Here is a 22,865-nt window from a genome sequence, read left to right as displayed (position 1 = left end):
GTCCACGATAGGGTCGAACAAACAGAGGAATACAGAATGAAATGCATTGTCTGGATGGATGGAAAATGCAGTCGGCGGGGCGCTCATGCGCGTTGAACAACTGACTTGCGCGATCGGAGCGGAGATCATCGGCGTCAAACTCGCCGACGCGATTCACGACGATGGTCTTTTCGCCACACTACGCGGCCTGCTGCTCCGGCATCGCGTACTGTTCCTGCGTGACCAGGACTTCACCCGTGCCGAGCACGTCGCGTTCGCGCGACGTTTTGGGGAGCTGGAGGATCATCCGGTAGCTGGCAGCGATCCGGAGCATCCGGGCCTTGTGCGCATCTGCAAGTCCCCCGACGTGCCAAACGACCGGTATGAAAACGTCTGGCATACCGACGCCACATGGCGCGAGGCACCACCGTTCGGTTGCGTGCTGCGCTGCGTGGAGTGCCCGCCGTTGGGCGGCGACACCATGTGGGCGAACATGGTGCTCGCCTATGAGAATCTGCCGACACGCATCAGGGCGCAGATCCTGGAGCTGCGCGCGCGGCACAGCATCGAGGCGAGCTTTGGTGCGGCGATGCCGATGGAAAAGCGCCTCGCGCTGAAGGCCCAGTACCCGGACGCTGAGCATCCGGTGGTCCGAACCCACCCGGAGACAGGGGAGAAGATCCTGTTCGTCAACGCGTTCACGACACACTTTACGAATTACCACACGGCTGCGCGAGTGCGGTCCGGGCAGGACTACAACCCGGGAGGCGGCCAGCTGCTGGCCTATCTGATCAGCCAGGCATACATCCCGGAGCACCAGGTGCGCTGGCGCTGGACGAAGAACAGCGTTGCAATCTGGGACAACCGCTGCACTCAACACTACGCGGTGATGGACTATCCCCCGTGCCACCGCAAGATGGAACGCGCCGGCATCATTGGCGACGTGCCTTACTGATCTTCGCACGGGTCGAATATCAGGAGGAACTCCCGCAACGCCAACATCAAAAGGGCGTGCTTGCTCCGCCCATCAGAACGCATAACAGCCACAAACAACAGGAGGAGAACCACAATGGGACTGAATTTATCCGAAACCGGAAGCACCGGTCTAGCCGGCGTGTCACGACGCTCACGGGCCTACCCGTGGGCTGTAACTGCGCTTGTACTTGGCCTTCTTCTTTCTGACTACATGTCGCGGCAGGTACTGAGCGCCGTGTTCCCTCAATTGAAGGCCGCGTGGAACCTGACTGATGCGCAACTGGGCAGCCTGAGCGGCGTTGTTGCGCTGATGGTCGGGATACTGACCATGCCATTGTCGCTGCTGGCAGATCGCTGGGGCCGCGCGCGCAGCATCGCGGTGATGGCGGTGGTATGGAGTGTCGCCACACTGGGCTGCGCGTTCGCGGCGAACTATGGCCAGATGCTGGCCGCGCGGTTCTTTGTTGGCGTGGGCGAGGCGGCCTACGGCAGCGTCGGGCTGGCCGTGATCATGAGCGTCTTTCCGCCAAAGGTGCGCGCGACACTGGCAGGAGCTTTTACGTCGGCCGGGATCTTCGGAGCCGTACTGGGCACGGCGCTTGGCGGCTCCGTTGCGGCCCACTATGGCTGGCGTGGCGCGTTTTCGGCTATGGCCGTCTTCGGGCTGGTCGTGACCGCCGTGTATTGCCTGATCGTCACGGAGGGCAGGCTGGCGCGCCACGCTCACCAGAGTGCGGCCGTGCGGACAGGTGCGGGTCTTTCGGTTTGGGATACCCTTCGCTCTGTTTTCGGCTCGCGTGCCCTGATCTGCGCTTACCTCGGCGGTGGCCTCCAGTCCTTTGCGCTATATTCGCTGCTGGCCTGGATGCCGAGCTATCTCAACCGTTACTACGGGATGGCGCCGGGCAAGGCGGCCATGTCTGCGGCGGGAATGTTCGTCCTGAGCGGTATCGGAATGACGCTCTGCGGGGTGCTGACTGACTGGGCGGGCCGTGGGGCTCCAGCCCGCAAGGTTTCATTTGGCATCGGCTTTTGCCTGTTGTCGTGTGTGGTGCTCTCTGTCGCATTCCGCCTGCCTGTTGGCAATGCGCAGATCATCCTTATCGCACTCGGCGCACTGGTGGCCGCCGGTCCGTGGGGGCCAGCAGGCGCGTCGGTCGCGAACCTCGCGAATCCCGTCGTTCACGCCACCGCTCTTGCGGTCCTCGCCCTGGCGTACAACCTGATGGGTGCGGCTCCGGGTCCCTTCATTACCGGGGTGCTTGCGGACAAGGTAGGCTTGCTCAGCGCGCTTCAACTTGCGCAACTGGTATCAATTCCGGCAGCCATGGCGTTTGCGCTTTGCCGGCGTACCTATCTGCGGGACCTGCCGGACGCCGCACGGTCGGGTGACAAATCCTGATGCTCGCGGCCGCGAGGGGGCAAACTCTTCGCGGCCAGGCTGTCCCTCTATCAGCAGGCAAGCGGCAGACCCGCTTCCCTGCGAACATGGTCCACCGCGGAGATGTCACCGTTGGCCGCTTCCAGAAGGACCTTCCATCCGTAGGTACGGTTCGAAAGCCAGTCGGCGAGCCTATCGATGTCCACGTCTTCCCCGGGTTCGCCAAGACCGCCTGCCAGCTGTTCGGTCCACAGCGCCATGGCGAGTGTGATGACCTTGTCCGCGTCCTCTTCTGTTGCTCCGGTCCCGAGCCGTTCCGTGACGCAGTGCGTCATCGACCAGACGCATATCTCCGTTAACCGCAGTTCGCCATCTGGGGCTGGGTCGGACCTTTGCGCATCGGCGTAATCGGCATAGCCGGCATCGCGGGCCATCGCGTCGAGCGCATCACGTTCGGATCTGGCGTGGTATTCGCCAAGCACAACTCCTGAAAACGTATCTTCGATCCGGAAGGTTTTCATGTGCTTCTCCAGCCGCCAGTTCTCAGGGCACGGTAGATGCGGCGCATCCGCAAAGGAAATCATACGCGTGCCTCGCGATACGTGTTACGTCAACCCGCCGAGGTGTACGCGGTCCAGCCGTCTCGAGGACCTGGGTCGTTAGACCCGGCACGGGCGCCCGCGCAGCGGTCGGATTTCGCGTAGGCGATCGGACGTGCTGGTTCGTCGGACTCGTATCCGTTCGAGGAACGGCGATCTGTGCCGATAACGTCAGGTACCTGGCGAACAGTGGGTCATCCATGACCGGTCGCGTACTTCTCGTGTATGGGCGCAAGATGCAGGGTGCGTGCGGAAAAACTGTTCCGTTCGAGAAGGGGCAACTGGAGAGCGTGCGTCGGAATGACGTCCGCGACGGCGCCCGGGAAGTGCGCCGGAGCCAGGAAGCGGGTAGTTCTGGTTAGTTCTAGAGAGGCTTCTTTACCGGCTCGACGCTCGTCATCCCGTGCTCGTACGCAAGACGCGCAGCCTCGTCGCCATGGAAGCGTTCATTGAACGTCTGCTCCGCGCTCTGACTTCCCAGGGCGGCGGACGCGCCGAGATAATAGGCTGCCTGCGTTGCCCCATCAGGATCCGGATAGGCTGTCAGGTAGCTGTAGCCTGAAATAGCGCTTGCCAGAGCGCCGCCGGCAAGGAGTATCGCACCAAAGAGTTCCTGTTTCATTATGGTTTTCGGTCCTCCGCAAGTCCTCCGACGAGATTTGCGGGCAGGACGATTTGTAGCATTTGGTTGAATTCGCAATCAGTGCGACGTTCAGGTCGTGGTATTGCCAGTCTGTTGTCAGCATCCCCAGCCAGAGCTGCGTGCGGCAGATCAACTGGCCAATTTTCAGATGCTTCCCCTGAATGCGAGCGCGTAGCCCACAGCTTTCTCATGAAGCATGTCGTTCAGTTCCTCACGACTCGCGTCGTCTGGGCGTACGGCAACTGGCGCCGATGTGGCCCAGCGCGCAGAAATGCTCACAACCTGGTTGATGCAATTTCGCAGCGCTCCAGCGGTCGGCTTTGAGCGACAGGTGTTGTCAGCCTTCACTGCTATTTCGAGCGCCGTAGCGGTCACCCATCGCTCGCGTGACTCGTGGGACGTCGTGACCGTTCCGAAAGCTGCCAGGACCATCAGTGTCGCAAGGAGCCGGGTCACGGATCGACTCCGCGGTGTGCTTCATGCGCGGCGGCGAGTGTGACGATCGCCCTGCGCCGATGATGCTTGCCCGGACGAACCGCGCGGATGCTCGCGCCTGTCGGGGATACGACCCGACGGGTGAGGAAGCGGCCAGCAACGGAAAAGTGCATGGATTCGAAAATCACATGTGCATGCGCGTCGATGAGAAGGGGGTTAAACCATGAAGTGGTTCCTTCCTCGTCGACGAGATACATGTCGCCTTGCATATCGATCACCTTCAGCCCGGCGCGGTCGCTCGCGCGACGAATCAGGCCGCCGTCTGCCGCGCGAACACGATCGACGTGCATCCCGCTTGATTGGCGTTGGGTGGACGAAAGGTCGCACAGATAGCTAAGCATTTGTCACTCCATCGGTGGGGAGGTGTCGCGGACGTCTTCGGTAAGCGAGCGCCACAGCCCCACTGGAACCCCGCTGCATTGTGCGGGGATATCGGGAAAAGAACGTACGAACGCTAATCGGCATAACTGCACCGGGATGTAGCTCCGCGACAGAATTTTTTTCACGCAGATGAAAGGGCACAAACAAACGCGCACGGCGCGATGCCTCGTCGCGAATCTTGTTGTGCTGTCATCTATATTGGGCAGGCATCAGAGATGCGCAGTTCTGCTTGCTTCGGCGATCCGCGCCCGGCGCGTCAAACTGTCGCGAGCCTGACGTCCTGGGATTTGACGAACGCTACGACCTGATCGCCGGTTTTCAGGCCGATCTGGTCCAGTAACCGATTCTCTATGACGGAGGTAAGGATTCCGGTCGTCGTCGCGATGTCCACTTCAGAACGATGGGGGCCGCGGATGATCTCTACAATCTTCCCGGGGAACTGATTGCGAATGCGCGTTGTTGAAATGTCCATTATTCGCAGCTTGAGCCCCGTCCCGATCAGAGAACGAGACCTTACCGCAAGGCGTTGGCTTGCGGGAATTGGGGTTTTCCGCATTTTATGGGGCGAACCAATGGAAACTATTGGAAACGTCGATAGTTGCTATAACAAATAGAAAGTTGCGCAGGCAACATAGTATGCCTATCATGGCGTGCGTATAGATAGCATGCCCGCAATACTTCTCCGAAATATTTCCGGACATGCGCCAGAAAAATGGAGGTCTCTCGTGGACCATGGCGCCCGAACGCAAGAAGAAAAACTGGATATCAAGACAACGACCTGCTACATGTGCGCATGCCGCTGCGGCATCCGTGTGCATATGCGCGAAGGGGAAGTCCGATACATCGACGGCAACCCGGACCACCCGCTCAATCAGGGCGTCATCTGCGCGAAGGGGTCCTCCGGGATCATGAAGCAGTATTCACCTGCTCGCCTGACGCAACCCCTGATGCGAAAGCCCGGGGCCGAGCGGGGTACCGCGCAGTTCGTGCCCGTTTCATGGGAAATGGCGCTGGAGATCATTGAGAAGCGTCTCACGCATCTTCGAGCAACCGACCCCAAAAAATTTGCACTCTTCACCGGTCGCGACCAGATGCAGGCGTTGACGGGTCTCTTTGCGAAACAGTTCGGCACGCCCAACTACGCCGCGCATGGCGGATTCTGCTCTGCGAACATGGCTGCGGGCATGATCTACACGATCGGCGGTTCATTCTGGGAGTTCGGCGGTCCGGACCTCGATCACGCGAAGCTGTTCATCATGATCGGCACGGCGGAGGATCACCATTCGAACCCGCTGAAGATCGCCCTTTCGAAGTTCAAGCGAGCGGGTGGCCGTTTCATCGCGATCAATCCGATTCGCACGGGCTATGCGGCGATCGCCGACGAGTGGGTGCCCATCCGTCCGGGCACGGACGGTGCACTTTTCATGGCGCTGATCCATGAACTGATCAAGGCCGACGCGTACGACCACGAGTTCGTCAAGCGGTACACAAACGCGGGCGAGCTTCTGGACATGAGGATCGAGAGCGAAACGTTTGGCCTGTTCGTGAAGGATCCCGCGTACCCGGAGGTGAATCCGCTGTACCCGCAGAACCACCTGTGGTGGGACGTGAAGACCCAGAAGGCGGTTCAGCACCACGCGCCCGATGCCGAGCCCGCGATAGACGGGCACTATGTACTTCCCGACGGCACGCGGGTGGCACCGTCTTTCACCTTGTTGCGTCAGCGCGTGGCTGAGACGACGCCTGAGTGGGCAGAGAACATTACGGGCATCGCCGCAGAAACGATCCGGCGGATCGCGCGCGAGATGGCGCAGACCGCTCGCGACCACAAGATCACGCTGCCCATCGAGTGGACGGATTCCTGGGGTGTGAAGCACGAGACGGTGACTGGCAATCCCATCGCCTTCCACGCGATGCGGGGACTTGCCGCGCACTCGAACGGCTTCCAGTCGATCCGCGCGCTCGCCATACTGATGTCGCTGCTGGGTACGATCGACCGGCCGGGTGGCTTCCGTCACAAGTCACCCTACCCGCGCGCGGTACCGCCGTCGGCGAAACCACCCAACAGTCCGAATGACGTCAAGCCGAATACGCCGCTTCCGGCTGGCCCACTTGGCTGGCCCGCGGCACCCGGGGACCTCTTCATTGATGAGGCGGGTGGGCCGGTTCGCATCGACAAGGCCTTCTCATGGGAATACCCGCTGGCCGTGCATGGCCTGATGCACAACGTCATCACGAACGCGTGGCGCGGCGACCCGTACCCGATCGACACGCTGCTGATTTTCATGGCCAACATGGCCTGGAATTCGTCGATGAACACCAGCGAGGTCCGCAAGATGCTGACCGACCGCAGGCCCGACGGGCAATACAAGATCCCTTTCCTCGTGGTGTGTGACGCATTCCAGTCTGAGATGACGGCCTTCGCCGATCTGATCCTTCCGGATACGACCTATCTGGAGCGGCACGACGCAATGTCGATGCTGGACCGGCCGATTTCGGAATTCGACGGGCCTGTGGATTCCGTGCGGGTGCCGGTGCTGCCGCCAACGGGCGAGTGCCGCCCGTTCCAGGACGTTCTGGTCGAACTGGCGGGGCGGCTGAAGCTACCCGCGTTCACGACCGCCGACGGCAGGCGCAAGTTCAAGGACTATCCGGATTTCATCGTCAACTTCCAGACTGCGCCCGATTCCGGCGTGGGCTTCCTGATCGGCTGGCGTGGCAAGGATGGCGACAAGGCACTCGTGGGCGAGCCCAATCCGCGGCAGTGGGAGGAGTACGCGAAGAACAACTGCGTCTTTCACTACACGCTGCCGGAAGAGATGCAGTACATGCGCAACGTCAACGGACCGTATATGAAGTTCGCGGTCGAGAAGGGCTTTCGCAAGTTTGGCGAGCCGATCATCATCCAGCTCTACTCGGAAGTCATGCAGAAGTTCCGCCTTGCGGCGCAGGGCAAGACGGCTGGGCGGCAGCCGCCTGAGCATCTTCGCGCGCGTGTCGAACACTATTTCGATCCGCTGCCGTTCTGGTACGCGCCGCTGGAGCTCGCCGCGACCGATCTGGAGCGGTTCCCGCTGGCGGCGGTCACGCAACGCCCAATGGCCATGTACCACTCGTGGGACTCGCAGAACGCGTGGCTGCGGCAGATTCACGGGGAAAACTATCTCTACATGAACCCGCGCATGGCGCAGGCAAACGGCATTGAGGATGGCGGCTGGATCTACGTCGAATCCCAATGGGGCAAGGTTCGCTGTATGGCGCGCTTCAGCGAGGCTGTCGAGCCCGGGACGGTATGGACATGGAACGCCATCGGCAAGGCCGCTGGCGCATGGAATCTCGGCCCGGACGCCAACGAGTCGCAACGGGGCTTCCTCCTGAATCACCTGATCACCGAAGAATTGCCAGCAGGGGACGGCGAGAGGCGCTACTCGAACTCCGATCCGATCACGGGACAGGCCGCGTGGTACGACGTGCGTGTGCGCGTCTATCCAGCCGAGGCAGATGCTGACCACACGCTGCCGCAGTTCAGGCCCATGCAGCCGTTGCCGGGTTCCACCGGTGTGGTCGGGCGGGTCCAGGCGTACTTCGCGGGGCGCGGCGAGTTCGCCGGGCGTCTGCGCAGTTCTGTGAAGCGTAAGTAAGGAGGGCCCAGACATGACGCAAATGGCGCTGGTGATTGACCTGAACGTCTGTGTGGGGTGCCACGCATGTGTGACGAGTTGCAAGGAATGGAACACCTCCGGGCAGGCGGGGAGCCTCTCGGACGTGCGCCCCTATGACGCCGATCCCTCCGGGACGTTCTTCAACCGGGTGCAGACGTACGAGGCCGGCGAGTTTCCGGATTCCGACACCATTCACTTCCCGAAGTCCTGTCTGCATTGCGAAGACCCGCCGTGCGTGCCGGTATGTCCGACGGGGGCGAGCTTCAAGCGCAAGGAAGACGGGCTCGTGCTCGTCGACTACGACAAGTGCATTGGCTGCAAGTACTGTTCGTGGGCGTGTCCTTACGGCGCGCGCGAGCTCGACGAAGAACGCAAGGAGATGACGAAGTGCACGCTGTGCGCTGACCGCATCTACAACGAGGCGCTGCCCGAGCGCGACCGTAAGCCGGCGTGCGTGCTGGCGTGCCCAACGTCAGCGCGGATCTTCGGTGACATTCACGATCCCGAGTCCGACGCGTCAAAGGCGATCCAGGCGCGCGGCGGCTATCAGCTGATGCCGGAGTGGGGGACGAAGCCCTCAAACCACTATCTGCCCCGTCAGAAGACGACAGGCAGTTGCGGCAGTGGCTCGTGCGGATGCAAGAGCGGGGAATCGGTTGCGTCGCCCGCAGATGCGATCGAATACGGCGAACCCATCAACCTGGTAGACCTCGCGATTCAACGCGGCACGCCTGCGATGGCGCGCGAAAGGGTGCTCGATAAACAGTTGGACACAGGCAAGCTCAATCTGGCCGCCCTCGCAACGCGGGTGAAGTCGATGTTCGCGCGCGTGCGGCCCGCAGCGACGCAGGAGATTTGAATGAGACCGGCATTTTCTGTAGTGTTTCTGACCACGCTTTCCGGTGCCGGGCAAGGGCTGCTCATCGCGCTGTTCGGCGTGGACGTGCTAATGCGGCTGCATCCCGGATGGTCGCTGCTGCTAAGCGTGCCACCGCAGTTCTATGTATGTGGTACGGGGTTTGCCCTCGTGCTTGGCGTGCTGGGACTCGTCGCCGCGTTCTTCCATCTCGGCCGTCCGGAGCGCGCGTGGCGCGCCGTCGCTATGTGGCGCACGTCGTGGCTCTCGCGTGAGTGCCTGGTGCTGCCGGTGTTTCTCGCGACCACGTTTCTGTACGGTCTGGCGCACTGGTTCGATTCGCCGTGGTCGATCGCAATCGGTGCGATTGCCGTTATCGCGAGCATGGCGCTCTTCGTGTGCACGGCCATGATCTATGCGTGCCTGCGCTTCCTCCAGGAGTGGGCAACGCCGCTCACGCTGATCAATTTCGTGCTGCTGGGTTGTGCCTCAGGCTTCACGATCGCCACTGCGTGCGCCGCCCGATTGGCGCCGGACATCGTGCCCGTGATGGCGATCGCCGCCTGCGCTCTGACGGTGGCGGGTTGCGTCAGCCGGGTCGCAGCACTCGCGCGCAATGAGCGCCTGCATCCACGCTCGACGCTGCAGAGTGCCACTGGGATCAAGGCCGAACGTGTCACGCAGATCTCGCGCGGCTTTACAGCAAGCGCTTTCAATCTGCGCGAGTTTTTCCACGGTCAGTCGGACGCGACGATGCGCTGGGTGAAGTGGGGGTTCCTGTTCGGCGCGTTTCTTGTTCCACTAGCGCTGGTCGCGTCAGCGCTGCATCCCATGTCCGCGAAACTGCTTCTCCAGGCGTGCCTCGTCCAATATGCTGGGCTCCTCGCTGAGCGCTGGTTCTTCTTCGCCCAGGCTCGCCATCCGCAAAATCTGTATTACCAGCGAGCGGCCTGATCGATTTGCAGAGCACCCAAAGTGGCTATCGGACCGGATTCAGGAACCAGAGTCGATTTTGATTCAATCGGAGGAGGAGATACCTCATGTCTACCAGTCTTTCGGGCGGCACTGCCGCAGAGTTGAGTGGCAATGCCAGCACACAGCGTAGCCGCCGCGCCCCACAGCGTATGACCATTGCGACTGGCGACCCACTGATGTTGGCGCGCATGCGCGCCGACCGCGCATGCGCGGCGGTGAACTGGATCCTGCTGGCGGCATCGCTTGGCATCGGCTTGTACTTCGGTAATGGGTGGCGGGTGCTTGTGGGCGGACTGCCGCTCGCGATCGCGTCGACGGCCATGGCGTTTGCGATGCCAGGGCACCTGACGACCCGGCTGGTCTCAGCGATCACGTTCATGGGCAGCGCAGCGCTGATGATCGACGTCGGGCACGGCCAGGACAAGTTTCACTTCGTGGTGTTCATCCTGCTTTCGCTGCTCCTCGCTTACCGCGACGTTCGGGTCATTCTCCTGGCTACTGCGGTTGCGTCCTTACAGCAACTGGCCTTCAACTATTTCCAGGAGTGGGGCTGGGGCGTAACCGTATTCACCGAGACCGGATTTGACGTGGTGGCCCAGCATTGGGCCTTTCTGTGGCTCCAGGCGTTGTTCCTCGCGGCAATCTCAGCGCGTCAGGAGCGTGACGCACGCGAGGCAGGCGATCTGGCTGCGATGGCGCAAGGCATAGGTAGGGAGTCCGGTTACATCACCTTGGGCGAACCCACAGCGCGCCCGGTCAGCGATGTGGCAGGGTCTTTCCACGCGACGCTCGGGGCGGTGCGCAAAACGCTGCTGCAGGTGCGCGACAGTGTGGTGGAAGTCGCCGAAGCGGCGGCCGGCATAAGTGAGCGCAACATGGTTCTGTCGGATCGTACAGAGCAGCAGCGGCGCGCCCTCGAGGGCATCGTGGCGGCCATGGAGCAACTCAAGCAGAGCGTGCACGAAAACGCGGACCACGCGAGTTCAGCCAAAACGCTTGCGGGTTCGGCGAGCGACGTCACCACTCAGGGGCGCGAGGCGATCAATGAGGTGATCGAGACGATGGCCGAAATCTACAGTTCGTGCGAGCGCGTCACAGACATCATCGGCGTGATAGACAGCATCGCGTTCCAGACCAACATTCTCGCGCTTAACGCCTCCGTCGAGGCTGCGAGGGCGGGCGATCAGGGGCGCGGGTTCGCTGTGGTGGCCGCGGAAGTGCGTACTCTTGCACAACGGGCTGCCTCGGCGTCCAAAGAGATCCGGGAACTCATCGGTGAGTCGGTCGATCGTGCTCGCGCCGGCAATGGGCTGGTCGAACGCGCAGGCGATACCATGAGCGAGATGCTGGAGAACGTGACCCGGCTGTCTGCCATCGTTCACGAAATGGCGACGGCCACGGGAGCCCAGCGCGCAGGCATCGATCAGGTGGGGGCCAACATCGCTGGCATCGACGAGGCGATCCGTGAAAATGCGGCTCATGTGGCCGACACCGTGGAGCAGGTGAAGCACCAGCAAGGCCAGACCGACCTGCTGGCCAGCGCAGTCAAGGTCTTCCGGCTGGATTAGCCGCAAGCGAGCCAAAAGAGAAGGGGCGGCGCAGCCCATCGACACGCGCCGCCCCGTGGTGATCCTATCCGGTTAGCGGGCCGGGATCACAAGATGCTCACCGACGAGGATGAGGTTCGGGTTGGCCAGGTTGTTGCGGCGCTGAATCTCGCGGTAGCGCGAGCCGTTGCCGGGCTGCGCGGACGCAATGTGGTTAAGCGTATCGCCCTGACGCACGGCATAGGCGTGCTCGCCAGCGCCGGCGGCCGTCGTCTCCACCTGGTTGCTCACGAAGTACTTGCGCAGCAGGTCCAGGCAGGCCGGCGAACCTTTCGCCTTCGCGATCGCGGCGTTCAGGTAGATGGGCAGGTCACGGTCCGGCGCGCGAACGCCGATCTTGCAGGCGATGTTCGAGCCGTCGAGTTTGGTTTGCGCAAACTTCAAGTCCGTGCTCTTGATGGAATCGACGGCGAACGGATAGGCGGCAGCCTCACTGAGCGTGGCTCTCATTACAGCAGATTTCGGGCGAGAAACTTCGTCTGATCTGCCACGGCTTCTTCCCATAGCGGCCCGGTGTAGAGACCGAAGTGTCCGCATGGGTATGTCTTGACCTCGGCCTGGGGCGTGCGGCCAGCTGCCGTGTGAGCCAGATGGGCGGGGGCGAGATGCAGGTCGTGCTCGCCGATGCAGTAGAGCGTGGGACACTCGATCCTGCGCACGCCGGCGATCGGGCGGTATGTGCCGTAGAGCAGCGCGATGCGGGCGCAGACGCGGTTGACCCAGGTGGAACCCTCCGGCGTGACGCTCTGGAACCAGGGCAAGGCATCGGGCGCGGCCATGGCGGACCACGAACCCGGGTCGCCGGCAGCGGCGATATAGAACGGGGATAGCCCGATAAGGGCGCGCGCGGCGTCGTAGAGGCCCGCAAGCGTCAGGCGTGTCAGGTGCGCCAGGCCCAGCGGCGGAAGGTTGCGCAGTCCATCGCACATAGGTACCTGGGCGACGACGGCGGCGATCGCCGGGTCGCGCGAGGCCATCGTCAAGACATGGCCGCCGCTCAACGATGAGCCGAACAGGGCGATGCGCCGCGGGTCGATGTCGGGCAGGCGTCGTGCGTAGGCAATCGCCGCGTGCCAATCCTGCAATTGCCTGCGGATACTGAGCAACTGTCGCGGCGCGCCATCGCTCGCGCCGAAATGGCGGTAGTCAAAGAGCAGCACGGCCATACCGGCCTGCGTGAAGCGCTCGGCGTAAGCGTCGAGTCGCTGCTCGCGCACGGCCGAAAACCCGTGAGCCATTACGACGCAGGGAAGGGGGGCGATAGCGTCGACCGGGCGGAAAAGCCAGGCGGCACAGCGCGTGCCATTGGAAAGGAATTCGACGTCGCTTCGTGTCATCCGGTCGGTCTCGAAAAAATGGGGGGTTAGAAAAGACTGCGAGGCGGCTCGTGGAGGACCGGGCGGTGACTGGGTCGCCAAGGTTCGGCGCGATCTGGGCGAATGATGCCAGGTCCGCCTGGCGGCCGCATTACATTATTGATTTAACAACCAACTGCCAAGGCCTCGGAAACCCTGCATCGCAAAAGAGGCGGTACCGGTGGGCTGGCTTGCTACGGAAGTGGACGCGCCGCCCAGCCCCCGTTTCTCAGCGTGTGGGCTTGCCAGCGGCTCTTGTCGGGTTGCCTGGCCGCTGGGTTAGCCGATGAAGACGTGCGCCGGTCGGGCGTGCTCAGCTGCAATAGCCGACGGCCGAAAAAATGCCGTGTCCATGTATCGGAACGGCTTTCGGGGACGCCTTCAACCCGTTAGTGATAGTGCCAATTTGAGCCTGCGGCAGGACCGTCAGCCCGATCGAACAGGCAATTCACCAATGCCGTTGAGCCGGTCTGCAATGAAATCACGGAGAGCTTTAACCTTGGCAGAGAACCGGCGACTCGGCAGGTACGCCATGTAGATACGTTCGCCCGTCAGACGGTTGACCAGCCGATAGTCTGGCAACACCACTACCAGTTCGCCGCGTCGAACGTGCTCGCGAATGAGCCACACCTCGAAGTCACAGATTCCTCCGCCCGCACAGGTTGCTTGCAGAAGCAGTTCGTTGTGATCTGCCTGCAGGTTCCCTTTGGGGAGAACGGAGTGGCGGACGTCATCGAGCACAAAATGCCAGTAGGGGTCGCCATCTGGATGCAGGTAACGCAGGCAGTTATGCCGTTGCAGGTCGTCGGGATGCCTCGGTGTGCCGCATCGCGCAAGATAGCCAGGCGTCGCGCACAACACCGTCTGGTTGCTGCTGATCGATTGTGCAATCAAATTGTCAAGGTGGTTTTCACCCTCATGGATGTCCAGATCGAAACCCTCGGTCAGCAAGTCGCCATGGTTATCGGTCAGCCGGACATCCAGTTGAATGTGCGGGTACGCTCCGAGGAATGGCACGATCAACGGCGCAAGATGCAGGCGTCCGAATGCGACAGGGGCAATCAGCTTGATTGAGCCGCTCGGTGTCGAATCGAGTTCGGAGACTACCCGCAAGGTGTCGTCGAGTTCAGCCAGCAACGTTTTGCTGCGTGCAAAGTAGATTTGCCCGGCTTCAGTCAACACCGTGTGATGAGTGGATCTGACTACCAGGGTCGCGCCCAGCGACCGTTCCAATGTCGAGATCTGTCGGGTTAACGTGGAGGTGGCGATACCCATGCGTCGCGCCGCTGCCGAAAAGGTGCCAAGCTCAACCACGTTCATGAACGCTCGCATGCACCCGAACTGATCGATCCCCGATGCGTCGCTACGCTCATTGCAAATGTTATTGGCCATTGGCGTTGCGTCCTGTGCAAAATCGCTTTGTGTTTTAACATGAACGATGCAACGTAGCAACAATGTAGGATTCTTCAACAGCGCGACACCAGGAAGCCAAAGCGCGCTGCGTCACTTTATGGACGAGGATTCCTGCATGACAAATTTTGCTGGTCGCTTTAACCACGTGCCGCTTGGCTACGCTAGCCGGAACGGCCATATCGAATGTATTCACAGCGGTTCCATCGCCGTAGTCGATACCTCAGGGCGTTTGGTCGCCTACGTCGGCGATCCGGCATCCTATACATTTTCCCGATCGGCCCTAAAGCCTTTTCAGGCGCTGCCATTCGCCCGTGCGGGCGGGATTGCACAGTTCGGGTTTGACCAGAAACAGACTGCGCTGATGTGCGCCAGTCACTCTGGCGAAGACATTCATATCGCGGCAGTTAGCAGCATGCTGGAAAAGATAGGGTGTACGGAACATGACCTCGGCTGCGGATGCCATTTGCCTGAGCGCTATGAAAACGGGGCCATTCCGCCAGTCGGATTCAAGGCCGATCAGCGCCACAACAATTGCTCAGGAAAGCACGCGGGCTTTCTGGCGTTTTGTCGCATGCACGACCTGCCAACTGCGGACTATCTGGATCCGGCTCACCCGTTGCAGCGGGACATTGTCAAGACTGTGGCCCGCCTGGCTGAGATGGACGAGCCCGATTTGTGGCACGGTACGGACGGGTGCAACGCGCCGAACCTCGGCCTTCCTGTGGTACGTCTCGCCAGACTCTGGGCGCGGCTTGGCAGCGCTCGCGAAGACGGTGACGATGATCAGCGAGCCATGACCAGGCTCGCCGATGCAATGATGGATTTCCCGGAGATGTATTCGGGTACGGGCCGCGCCGACAACGCACTGACCCGTGTCGGCAAAGGTCGTTGGATCAGCAAGACGGGAGCAGATGGCGTGCGTTGTGTCGGTATTCGCAGCAAAGGCCTCGGCATTGCGCTCAAGGTGGCAGACGGTCACTATCCCATCGCCTATGCCGCGACGATCGAGGTCATGCGGCAACTAGACCTGATCGACGCTGTGGAATACGAAGAGTTAGCCTCCTGGGCCCAGCCTGTCATTCGGAACTGCATTGGGCGAGAGGTGGGCAACTACCACTGCAATTTCGACTTGAAGTTCGTCTAGGACAACGGTGAAATGCCCATGCAGACATGCATCCCGCAGAACGCATCGCTGGTATCCGTTCGTGGCGTCAACAAATACTTCGGGTCCCGCCAGGTCCTCTTTGATATCAATCTGGATGTTGGTGAAGGTGAAGTGACGGTCATTATCGGGCCATCCGGTTCCGGCAAATCGACACTGTGTCGCTGCATCAACCGGCTGGAGACCATCAGTTCGGGCGAAATCAGTATTGGTGGTGTATTGCAGCCGCAAGAGGGACGCGCGCTCGCAAGGTTTCGCTCCGAAGTGGGCATGGTTTTTCAGTCGTTCAACCTGTTTGCACATATGACCGTGCTGCAGAACCTCACCATAGCGCCGATGAAGGTACTCCGGCAAAGCCGCGAGCAGGCCGAGGCGAAAGCACGTGAATTGCTGCGGCGGGTCGGCATTGCGGACAAGGAAGACGCGTATCCGTCACAGCTGTCCGGCGGTCAACAGCAGCGCGCGGCGCTAGCTCGATCGCTGGCGATGAATCCGAAAGTGATCCTGTTTGACGAACCGACCTCCGCGCTCGATCCGGAGATGATCAAGGAGGTGCTCGCAGTCATGACCGATCTCGCCAAAAGCAGAATGACCATGGTTGTGGTGACGCACGAGATGGGCTTTGCACGTAAGGCGGCCGATCGTGTGGTGTTCATGGACGAGGGCCGGGTGATCGAGGAAGCCGAGCCGGAAACGTTCTTCAATGCGCCTGAGTCCGCGCGAGCGCGCGATTTTCTGTCGAAGATCCTGAGTCACTAAACCTGGTGGAACCGCCAGGTAAATTGATCTGATCATGCTCGCATGTATCGGAAGCAAGAGAGTTGGAAATATGACTACACGGAGACAATTCAATGAAGATCAGAAAACTGGCAGTGGTCCTTATCGGCGTGGGAATCATGCTGGCCGGCGTGGCCAAAGCGGAAAGCTTTCCCGCAGGGTCCACGATGGAGGCGATACAGAAGAAGGGCAAGCTGGTGGTAGGCACCTCGCTGGACGGACCCGGCTTTTCGCTGCTGAACCCAACCACCAACAAAGCCGAAGGTTTTGAAGTCGACCTCGCCCGCATGCTGGCCAAAAAGCTCACTGGATCGGAGGAGAACGTCGAGTTTGTGCCGGTGTTAAGCCAAAACCGGTTCGCCTTTGTGCAGACGGGACGCATTGATGTGGCGCTTGCCACTGCCACCATCAACGACGAACGCAAAAAAATCGTCAGCTTCGCGGGGCCGTACTATCTGGCAGGGCAAGACGTCCTGCTGGCAAAAAATAATTCGACGGTCCACACCCCCTCGGACCTGAACAATCAGTCCGTCTGTGTAGTGACAGGTACCGATGCAGGCGCGAACCTGCTGAAAGTCGCACCAAACGCCAAACTGTCTTCGCTTTCCGACGAAAAAGGCTGTGCAGAGGGCGTCACCGACGGCCGATATGTTGCGCTCATCGACGACGGCGCGGTGCTGGTGCCGTTTGTCATGCTGGCACCCGACAAGCTGAAAATTCTTGGCAAGCCGTTCACGAAGGAACCTTATGGCATCGTGGTCAAGCATGGTGACGACGCATTCAAAAACTGGGTGAATACGCAACTTGCGCAGAGCATAACGGACGGCACATGGATGAAGCTCTATAACAAGAATCTGAAAGACTTCGGCGCACCGCAGATCCCCGACGTGGAGCGTAACTGATCGAGAGTTTGCGCTTGATTGCACAGGTCGCCCGTCAGTAGTGCTACCGGCGAGCCAGTCGTGCTCGCCGGGCAAAGACGTTTGAGGAGAATTTGTTTGGATCCGTATTGGGACTATGTCTGGCGTTTTGCTCAAGGCATGTGGGTCACCATCGAGCTAGCCGCATTATCCGTCGCACTTGCGTTCGTTGTGGGCCTGATCCTTGCCGTGATGCGGATCAGTCCGTCGCCGCCGTTGCGCATGTTTTCGGCATGCTACGTCGAGCTGATGCGGATGACGCCGATACTCGCGCTGCTCATCATGGCTATCTGGGGATTGCCGAAACTCGGCTGGATGTATTCGGAGTTCACATCGTCGGTGTTTGTTCTCGGCATATACACGGCAGCGTGGGTGGCCGAAGCGATTCGATCCGGGATCGCGGCTGTGTCACTCGGGGAGGTCGAGGCGGCGCGCAGTCTCGGCATGACGTTCGGGCAGATCCTGCGCTATACCATCGTGCCGCAAGCGGTGCGCACGGTGATCCCTTCGCTAGGTGGACTGGTTATCGTTCATATCAAGAGCACAGCGATTGCGGCTGTCGCGGGTGTGCTTGAGATTACAGAGACCGCGCAAATGATCAACGTGGAATCGGCGCAATGGCTCTGGTTTCTCGGCGCAATTCTTGCCTATATGTTGCTAACGGTACCAACCAGCTGGCTGTTCCGGCTTCTTGAACAGAGAATGGCGATCTTGCGATGAACGAAACGATCTTGCTATACGAAGCGGTTGGGCCGCTTGGTGCCCGACGCCACAGAATCTATAGCTGGTTGGGCGGTCTGCTGGTATTCGGACTGCTCATGGCGATAACGATGCGGCTGGCAGCGCGAGGTCAATTTGATGCCGATCGCTGGGTGGTGTTCTCGAAAGCGGCAGTCTGGAAGTTCCTCTTTATCGGCTTGCTTGCAACCCTCCAGGCCGCAGCATTGAGCGCTGTTTTCTCAATGGTGCTAGCGTTTCCCATTGCGCTTTGCCGGCTTTCCAACAACCGCTGGTTACGGAAAACTGCCGAGGTCTATATTTCCCTGATGCGTGCGGTGCCGCTGCTGCTGGTCATTCTGTTCATGACGGTGCTGTTACCTGCCTTTGGTTTCGCGTGGCCCGGGTTGGCATTCCTGGTGATAGCGATGACACTGCATCACTCGGCACTGACGGCGGAGATCGTTCGATCAGGTATTTTGTCGCTGGAGCGAGGTCAGCGGGAAGCGGCTTTGGCAGTCGGCATGACGACTTTCCAGGCGATGGTTTATATCATCCTGCCTCAAGCATTAAAGAGGATGACGCCCGCCCTCATCGGCCAGTTGCTTGCCGTGGTTCAGGACACCTCGCTCGGCTACATCATTCCCTACAACGAGTTATTACGGAGTTCACAGCTGATTTCGACCTATGCGCCACAGTCATTGCTGTCGGCAGCTTTCATCTCGACGGTCATGTACGGCATCATCAGCGCGGCGCTGCTCTACCTTCAGCGTTACTTCAATCTCAGGAAGCGGGCCCGTGCAATTGCTGGGCCTCTCAACTGTTACCACGAACCTATTCAAAAATAAGCGTCCCTCGACTGCGAAGCTTCAACCTACAGGAGGGCAAAGCATGTCGCGACTGAAGACGGCATCAGGCGAGATACGAATGAACGGTGAAAGGGCTTCGGCGGGCATCAGGTCCGGGCACGGAATGGTGTCGAGGCAGGCCAGTGCCGCCGGGGCTTCTGCCTTTCCCGCGATTCTACCAGGAGGCGCGGAAAGCTGGTCGGCGTGGGACCGTTCAGAGCCCAACCCGACCAGCTGCATCCCGACCAGTGCGGGAACTATGCCGTGCGCACTTTCACATAGCGCCCAGGCGCCGGCTCGACCGTCTTATGAAGGGCGCTTCCCAGTTTCGTGCGCGCCTTGAGCGATTCTTCAGCGTACGGCTTGAGCCATTCGATCCAGTGGTTCCACCAGCTGCCCGGCCGCGTTTCGGCTGACGCCAGCCACGCGTCCGGATCGCCGGTCGAATCGCCGCTGGCCCTGAAACTTCGCTTGTTCTTCGACGCAGGATTGACGACCCCAGCTATGTGGCCGCTCGCGCCGAGAACGAACTGAGTCGGGCCGCCAACCAGTTGTGTGGATCGATAAGCCGATCGCCATGGCACGATGTGATCTTCCTCAGTTGCCAGCACGTAGGTCGGCATGTCGATGCGTCCGAGGTCGACTGGCGTGCCGCACATCGTCAACCGCCCTGGCTTGCACAGGTTGTTCTCCAGGTACATGTTGCGCAGATACCAGGTGTACATGGGCCCTGGCAGATTCGTGCTGTCGGCGTTCCAGTACAGCAGGTCGAATGCCGGCGGCGTCTTGCCCTTCAGGTAGTTGCCAACGACGTAAGGCCAGATCAGGTCGTTTGCCCGCAACGTCTGGAACGTGAACCCAAGTTCCTTGCCGGAGAAGAGGCCGCCTCGACCGATCGCAAGCTCGCGCTGAGCGACGCCCGCTTCGTCAATGAAGACGCCCAGCTCGCCAGGCTCCTCGAAATCCAGCATCGTGGTGAGCAGCGTCATACTGGCCACCTTGTCGTCCCCGCGTGCCCGGGCGATCGCCGTGGCCGACGACAGAATGGTGCCTCCCACGCACCAGCCCACCGCGTTGACGCGGTCGGCGCGGGTGATCGCCAGCGCAACGTCTATGGCCGTCAACGCACCTTGTTCGACGTAGTTGTCCCATGTCGTGCGCGCCATCTCGGCATCCGGGTTGCGCCACGACACCATGAACACCGTCATCCCCTGTTCGCAGGCAAAGCGCACAAAGGAATTATCAGGCTGCAGATCGAGAATGTAATACTTGTTGATACAGGGCGGCACGATCAGCAGTGGGCGTTTGGCTACCGTGTCGGTGAGCGGGGCATACTGGATCAACTGGAATAGATTGTTCTCGAACACGACCGCACCTTCCGACGCCGCCACGTTGTGACCGACCTCGTAAGCGGTCTCGTCCGTGATCGAGATGTTGCCGCGTTGAAGATCAGCAAGCAGGTTCGTGAAGCCGTCACGCAAGCTTTCGCCGCTGGATTCGAACGCGAGCTTGAGCGCCTCCGGATTGGTCGCAGCGAAATTTGCCGGGCTTAGCGAGTCGATGAACTGCCGCGTGAAGAATTCGAGTTTCCGTTTGTCCTTTTCGCTGACGACAACCGCGTCGACGACGTTTTCCAGCAACCGCGCATTAAGCAGGTAGTTCTGCTTGAGCAGGCTGTACCAGGCATTCTTCTGCCAGTCGTCGGCGAGAAAGCGGCGGTCACCGCGCGCCGGGGCAATCACGGGCTCGGTTTGCGCGCCCATTGCGCCGGCCAGCGTGCGGGTCCAGACCGACGCCAGTTGTGGCCAGTACGTCGAATGCGCTTCGAGCAGTGCCACAGGAGCGGCCAGTGCTCGCGGGGGCTGCGCTGCAGCGTGCGTGTCGGCCTGAGGGTCGTCATTTGCGTCCAGACCGGCCAGGGCGCGCCAGAACTGCTGCCCGGACTTGACGAATCCCTGCACATATTCAGTGGGTACGTTGAACGTCATGCTCACAGCGCCTCGATTGACTGACTCACGACTGCAGACTGTTCGGCGCTGGCAGCGCGTTCCGCCAGGCGCCGCGCACGGGACGTGGCCATGACGACCGCTTCGCCGTCGATCACCACTTTTCCTCCAACGGTACAGACGGTCGACATCACGACGCGGCTCTTTTCCGGCTGCAGTTCTTTCACAGCGACCGTCGCCTGCACGGTATCGCCCGGCCGGACCGGTGCCTTGAAACGCAGGTTCTGTCCGAGGTACACAGTACCGGGGCCCGGGAGACGCCCGGCGATGGCCGCGGAAATCACGCTCGCGGTCAGCATTCCATGGGCAATGCGCCCCTTGAACGGGGTCGTCAGCGCGAATTCCTCGTTGATGTGAACTGCGTTGTTGTCGCCCGATGCGCCTGCAAAGAGCAGGATGTCCGCCTCCGTAATGGTTTTCCCGAAGGTGGCGCTCATGCCGGCTTCCAGGTCTTCAATGTCGTAACCGCCGATTTCGTTCATCTGTCTCTCAGATAGTTGTTACCGAATGAATGGGTTGCCTCGCGAATCGATCAGCACATCGCGTCCCGAATCTGCTTTAGACGAAAAGGCGATAACGCAGGCTGCGATAACTGACGAATGCCTCGGGTTGAATCGATGTGTGCAACTCGATGACACGCGCTTCGGCAGGCAGGGGCGCGTGGGCAGCCAAATTTGCAACCCTGCCTGTTTCGGAAGCGCTGCTTCCTCGCAGCGTCAATTGCGCGGCGAGACCCCAGGATGTGGTAGAAAAATTTTGCCGTCATACCTGGCAATCGAGGCCGGAGTGGATGCTGCAACGCCGTTGAAGCGACGGCGTGGCCGGCGGATTGCGGAAGTGTTGTCTCCTGATACGAGACAATAGTGCGAGCGTTCGCGTTTGCCCCCTCCCACGGCGGGAGGGGTGTCGAACGCCGCTCGGGGCAGCAGCTTTGGGCGAGGCAGGCGCGCTCAGGCACCGCAGGAACTACGGGACGCCAGACGGCGGCTCCGCTTCCAGAGCGGCTCAACCGGCAGACGCCCAGTGGGCCCTGCGGAACTTCGCCGCGAGCGAACCACCGGTCGGACCGGACCCTCATCAACCGACGGCGCGCGACGTTTCGTCAGGCGTCCTTCAGCACGATCAGAAGGTCCTTGGCGGCAACTCGATCGCCGGGATGGACCAGCACCTCGGCGACTTCGCAATCGCGCTCGGCCGCAATATGCGTCTCCATTTTCATCGCCTCCAGGGCAAGCAGGGTGCTGCCGGCGCTCACGCGCTGCCCCGGCCGCACCGCTACCGTGACCACCGAGTCCGGCATCGGTGCGGCTACATGCAGCGGATTCGATGGGTCTTCGGCGGCCCGGCTCTCGCGAGCTGGTCCGGTCTGGGCCGTGCTGCGTCGCTCGACCTGGGCGGTCCGCGATTGAGCGTTCAGCTCGAACTGGACCTTGACCATCCCCTCTTCGGCATCGGCATGCTGCCCCTGCAGGGTGACCAGCAGGGTCTTGTCCGCGTCGATATCGATCGCCGCTTCTTCCTGCGGCTGCAGGCCATACAGGAAGGCGGGTGTCGGGATCACGGAGGTATCGCTGTAATTTCGCACGTGCTGGAAGTACTCGATCGCCTGCTTCGGATACATCAGGTATGACGCGAGCTGTCGGTCATCCAGCGACTGTTCACATGCGGCTTCGCCCTGGGCCCGCGCTGCTTCGAGATCGACGAGCGCGATCTGGTCCCCCGGCCGGTAGGGCACGGGCGGCTCGGCTTTGAGCGCCTTGCGCGACAGGTCTTCGGGAAAGCCATCCGGCGGGAAGCTCAGTTCTCCCTTGAACAGCGAAACGACCGATTCCGGGAAAGCGATCTCCTTTGCCGGGTTGCATACTTCGGCCGCTGAAAAATCACTGGCGACCATCATCAGCGCCATATCGCCGACCACCTTCGAGGTCGGCGTGACCTTTACGATGTCGCCGAACATCTGGTTGACCTCGGCATATGCGCGCGAGACCTCCGTCCAGCGATGCTCGATGCCGAGCGAGCGCGCCTGCTCGCGCAGGTTCGTGTACTGGCCGCCTGGCATTTCGTGCCGGTAGACGTCGGCCGTTCCGGAGCGGATCTCTGATTCTTAAAGGGAG

The 22,865-nt window shown here is 61.0% G+C and carries 20 protein-coding genes and 1 pseudogene; 11 read left to right on the top strand and 10 right to left on the bottom strand.

Annotated elements, in window-relative coordinates; all coding sequences use genetic code 11:
- The first annotated feature begins 85 nt into the window (after positions 1-85).
- Positions 86-934, top strand: a complete 849-nt coding sequence (locus tag P3T23_RS40780) for a TauD/TfdA dioxygenase family protein (RefSeq protein ID WP_429321722.1) — start codon at positions 86-88, stop codon at positions 932-934.
- A gap of 114 nt (positions 935-1,048) precedes the next feature.
- On the top strand, positions 1,049-2,356 hold the full coding sequence (locus P3T23_RS40775; RefSeq protein ID WP_429321721.1) for an MFS transporter: 1,308 nt from the start codon (positions 1,049-1,051) through the stop codon (positions 2,354-2,356).
- A gap of 50 nt (positions 2,357-2,406) precedes the next feature.
- Here the strand turns inward: P3T23_RS40775 and P3T23_RS40770 are convergent, their stop codons facing one another.
- The 4 genes from P3T23_RS40770 to P3T23_RS40755 form a co-directional block, all read right to left on the bottom strand.
- A complete protein-coding gene (locus P3T23_RS40770; protein WP_429321720.1) occupies positions 2,407-2,856 on the bottom strand; it encodes a hypothetical protein in 450 nt (149 codons plus the stop codon).
- Between the two features lie 442 nt (positions 2,857-3,298).
- Positions 3,299-3,556: a hypothetical protein gene (locus tag P3T23_RS40765; RefSeq protein ID WP_429321719.1), complete on the bottom strand. Its 258-nt coding sequence runs from the start codon at positions 3,554-3,556 to the stop codon at positions 3,299-3,301.
- A 473-nt stretch (positions 3,557-4,029) separates the two neighbouring features.
- A complete protein-coding gene (locus P3T23_RS40760) occupies positions 4,030-4,413 on the bottom strand; it encodes a hypothetical protein (protein WP_429321718.1) in 384 nt (127 codons plus the stop codon).
- 296 nt (positions 4,414-4,709) lie between these two features.
- Complete coding sequence (locus P3T23_RS40755) at positions 4,710-4,925, bottom strand: TOBE domain-containing protein (RefSeq protein ID WP_429321717.1); 216 nt, start codon at positions 4,923-4,925, stop codon at positions 4,710-4,712.
- Between the two features lie 253 nt (positions 4,926-5,178).
- Here P3T23_RS40755 and P3T23_RS40750 point away from each other — a divergent pair, with 253 nt between their 5' ends.
- From P3T23_RS40750 to P3T23_RS40735, 4 genes are all read left to right on the top strand, one after another.
- Positions 5,179-8,094 carry a molybdopterin oxidoreductase family protein gene (locus P3T23_RS40750; protein WP_429321716.1) on the top strand — a complete coding sequence of 972 codons (2,916 nt, stop codon included), beginning with the start codon at positions 5,179-5,181 and terminating at the stop codon, positions 8,092-8,094.
- A gap of 13 nt (positions 8,095-8,107) precedes the next feature.
- Positions 8,108-8,974, top strand: a complete 867-nt coding sequence (locus P3T23_RS40745; protein WP_429321715.1) for a 4Fe-4S dicluster domain-containing protein — start codon at positions 8,108-8,110, stop codon at positions 8,972-8,974.
- Entirely contained in the window at positions 8,975-9,925 is a 951-nt protein-coding gene (locus P3T23_RS40740) for a dimethyl sulfoxide reductase anchor subunit family protein (RefSeq protein ID WP_429321714.1), read from the top strand.
- An 86-nt stretch (positions 9,926-10,011) separates the two neighbouring features.
- Positions 10,012-11,514: a methyl-accepting chemotaxis protein gene (locus tag P3T23_RS40735; protein ID WP_429321713.1), complete on the top strand. Its 1,503-nt coding sequence runs from the start codon at positions 10,012-10,014 to the stop codon at positions 11,512-11,514.
- A gap of 72 nt (positions 11,515-11,586) precedes the next feature.
- Here P3T23_RS40735 and P3T23_RS40730 read toward each other — a convergent pair whose 3' ends face one another.
- The 3 genes from P3T23_RS40730 to P3T23_RS40720 all read right to left on the bottom strand — a co-directional run bounded on the left by P3T23_RS40730 (position 11,587) and on the right by P3T23_RS40720 (position 14,300).
- Positions 11,587-12,003, bottom strand: coding sequence for a LysM peptidoglycan-binding domain-containing protein (locus tag P3T23_RS40730; RefSeq protein ID WP_429321712.1), 417 nt, complete (start codon positions 12,001-12,003; stop codon positions 11,587-11,589).
- Positions 12,003-12,890 carry an alpha/beta hydrolase gene (locus P3T23_RS40725; protein WP_429321711.1) on the bottom strand — a complete coding sequence of 296 codons (888 nt, stop codon included), beginning with the start codon at positions 12,888-12,890 and terminating at the stop codon, positions 12,003-12,005. Before P3T23_RS40725 ends, P3T23_RS40730 begins: the two co-directional genes overlap by 1 nt.
- Before the next feature lie 444 nt (positions 12,891-13,334).
- Positions 13,335-14,300: a LysR family transcriptional regulator gene (locus tag P3T23_RS40720; protein WP_429321710.1), complete on the bottom strand. Its 966-nt coding sequence runs from the start codon at positions 14,298-14,300 to the stop codon at positions 13,335-13,337.
- A gap of 46 nt (positions 14,301-14,346) precedes the next feature.
- Between P3T23_RS40720 and P3T23_RS40715 the strand changes: the two genes are divergently transcribed.
- From P3T23_RS40715 to P3T23_RS40695, 5 genes are all read left to right on the top strand, one after another.
- Complete coding sequence (locus P3T23_RS40715; protein ID WP_429321709.1) at positions 14,347-15,465, top strand: asparaginase; 1,119 nt, start codon at positions 14,347-14,349, stop codon at positions 15,463-15,465.
- Positions 15,466-15,483: 18 nt separating this feature from the next.
- Positions 15,484-16,242, top strand: coding sequence for an amino acid ABC transporter ATP-binding protein (locus P3T23_RS40710; protein ID WP_429321708.1), 759 nt, complete (start codon positions 15,484-15,486; stop codon positions 16,240-16,242).
- Between the two features lie 92 nt (positions 16,243-16,334).
- Entirely contained in the window at positions 16,335-17,162 is an 828-nt protein-coding gene (locus P3T23_RS40705) for a glutamate ABC transporter substrate-binding protein (protein WP_429321707.1), read from the top strand.
- A gap of 60 nt (positions 17,163-17,222) precedes the next feature.
- Positions 17,223-17,900 (top strand): amino acid ABC transporter permease, encoded by a 678-nt coding sequence (locus P3T23_RS40700; protein ID WP_429321706.1) that lies wholly within the window; start codon positions 17,223-17,225, stop codon positions 17,898-17,900.
- Positions 17,897-18,745, top strand: a complete 849-nt coding sequence (locus P3T23_RS40695) for an amino acid ABC transporter permease (protein WP_429321705.1) — start codon at positions 17,897-17,899, stop codon at positions 18,743-18,745. Before P3T23_RS40700 ends, P3T23_RS40695 begins: the two co-directional genes overlap by 4 nt.
- 257 nt (positions 18,746-19,002) lie before the next feature.
- On the opposite strand, the gene P3T23_RS40690 is transcribed toward P3T23_RS40695, so the two are convergent.
- The 3 genes and pseudogenes from P3T23_RS40690 to P3T23_RS40680 all read right to left on the bottom strand — a co-directional run.
- Entirely contained in the window at positions 19,003-20,733 is a 1,731-nt protein-coding gene (locus tag P3T23_RS40690) for a PHA/PHB synthase family protein (protein WP_429321704.1), read from the bottom strand.
- A 2-nt stretch (positions 20,734-20,735) separates the two neighbouring features.
- Positions 20,736-21,233: a MaoC family dehydratase gene (locus P3T23_RS40685; RefSeq protein WP_429321703.1), complete on the bottom strand. Its 498-nt coding sequence runs from the start codon at positions 21,231-21,233 to the stop codon at positions 20,736-20,738.
- A 620-nt stretch (positions 21,234-21,853) separates the two neighbouring features.
- Positions 21,854-22,855 (bottom strand): annotated as a pseudogene (locus tag P3T23_RS40680) (biotin/lipoyl-containing protein); the annotation flags it as partial.
- Positions 22,856-22,865 lie beyond the last annotated feature (10 nt).

Source organism: Paraburkholderia sp. GAS448 (genome assembly GCF_050435685.1).
Classification (GTDB): Bacteria; Pseudomonadota; Gammaproteobacteria; order Burkholderiales; family Burkholderiaceae; genus Paraburkholderia.
The sequence above is the reverse complement of the archived record's forward strand: the minus strand, read 5'-3'. Positions and strand labels throughout refer to the sequence as shown.

What these genes read in the sequence shown, in the direction of transcription:
- P3T23_RS40780 (WP_429321722.1), top strand. Translation starts at nt 86, where the DNA reads ATGCGCGTTGAACAACTGACTTGCGCGATCGGAGCGGAGATCATCGGC.
- P3T23_RS40775 (WP_429321721.1), top strand. Translation starts at nt 1,049, where the DNA reads ATGGGACTGAATTTATCCGAAACCGGAAGCACCGGTCTAGCCGGCGTG.
- P3T23_RS40770 (WP_429321720.1), bottom strand. Translation starts at nt 2,856, where the DNA reads ATGAAAACCTTCCGGATCGAAGATACGTTTTCAGGAGTTGTGCTTGGC.
- P3T23_RS40765 (WP_429321719.1), bottom strand. Translation starts at nt 3,556, where the DNA reads ATGAAACAGGAACTCTTTGGTGCGATACTCCTTGCCGGCGGCGCTCTG.
- P3T23_RS40760 (WP_429321718.1), bottom strand. Translation starts at nt 4,413, where the DNA reads ATGCTTAGCTATCTGTGCGACCTTTCGTCCACCCAACGCCAATCAAGC.
- P3T23_RS40755 (WP_429321717.1), bottom strand. Translation starts at nt 4,925, where the DNA reads ATGGACATTTCAACAACGCGCATTCGCAATCAGTTCCCCGGGAAGATT.
- P3T23_RS40745 (WP_429321715.1), top strand. Translation starts at nt 8,108, where the DNA reads ATGACGCAAATGGCGCTGGTGATTGACCTGAACGTCTGTGTGGGGTGC.
- P3T23_RS40740 (WP_429321714.1), top strand. Translation starts at nt 8,975, where the DNA reads ATGAGACCGGCATTTTCTGTAGTGTTTCTGACCACGCTTTCCGGTGCC.
- P3T23_RS40735 (WP_429321713.1), top strand. Translation starts at nt 10,012, where the DNA reads ATGTCTACCAGTCTTTCGGGCGGCACTGCCGCAGAGTTGAGTGGCAAT.
- P3T23_RS40730 (WP_429321712.1), bottom strand. Translation starts at nt 12,003, where the DNA reads ATGAGAGCCACGCTCAGTGAGGCTGCCGCCTATCCGTTCGCCGTCGAT.
- P3T23_RS40725 (WP_429321711.1), bottom strand. Translation starts at nt 12,890, where the DNA reads ATGACACGAAGCGACGTCGAATTCCTTTCCAATGGCACGCGCTGTGCC.
- P3T23_RS40720 (WP_429321710.1), bottom strand. Translation starts at nt 14,300, where the DNA reads ATGGCCAATAACATTTGCAATGAGCGTAGCGACGCATCGGGGATCGAT.
- P3T23_RS40715 (WP_429321709.1), top strand. Translation starts at nt 14,347, where the DNA reads ATGCAACGTAGCAACAATGTAGGATTCTTCAACAGCGCGACACCAGGA.
- P3T23_RS40710 (WP_429321708.1), top strand. Translation starts at nt 15,484, where the DNA reads ATGCAGACATGCATCCCGCAGAACGCATCGCTGGTATCCGTTCGTGGC.
- P3T23_RS40705 (WP_429321707.1), top strand. Translation starts at nt 16,335, where the DNA reads ATGAAGATCAGAAAACTGGCAGTGGTCCTTATCGGCGTGGGAATCATG.
- P3T23_RS40695 (WP_429321705.1), top strand. Translation starts at nt 17,897, where the DNA reads ATGAACGAAACGATCTTGCTATACGAAGCGGTTGGGCCGCTTGGTGCC.
- P3T23_RS40690 (WP_429321704.1), bottom strand. Translation starts at nt 20,733, where the DNA reads ATGACGTTCAACGTACCCACTGAATATGTGCAGGGATTCGTCAAGTCC.
- P3T23_RS40685 (WP_429321703.1), bottom strand. Translation starts at nt 21,233, where the DNA reads ATGAACGAAATCGGCGGTTACGACATTGAAGACCTGGAAGCCGGCATG.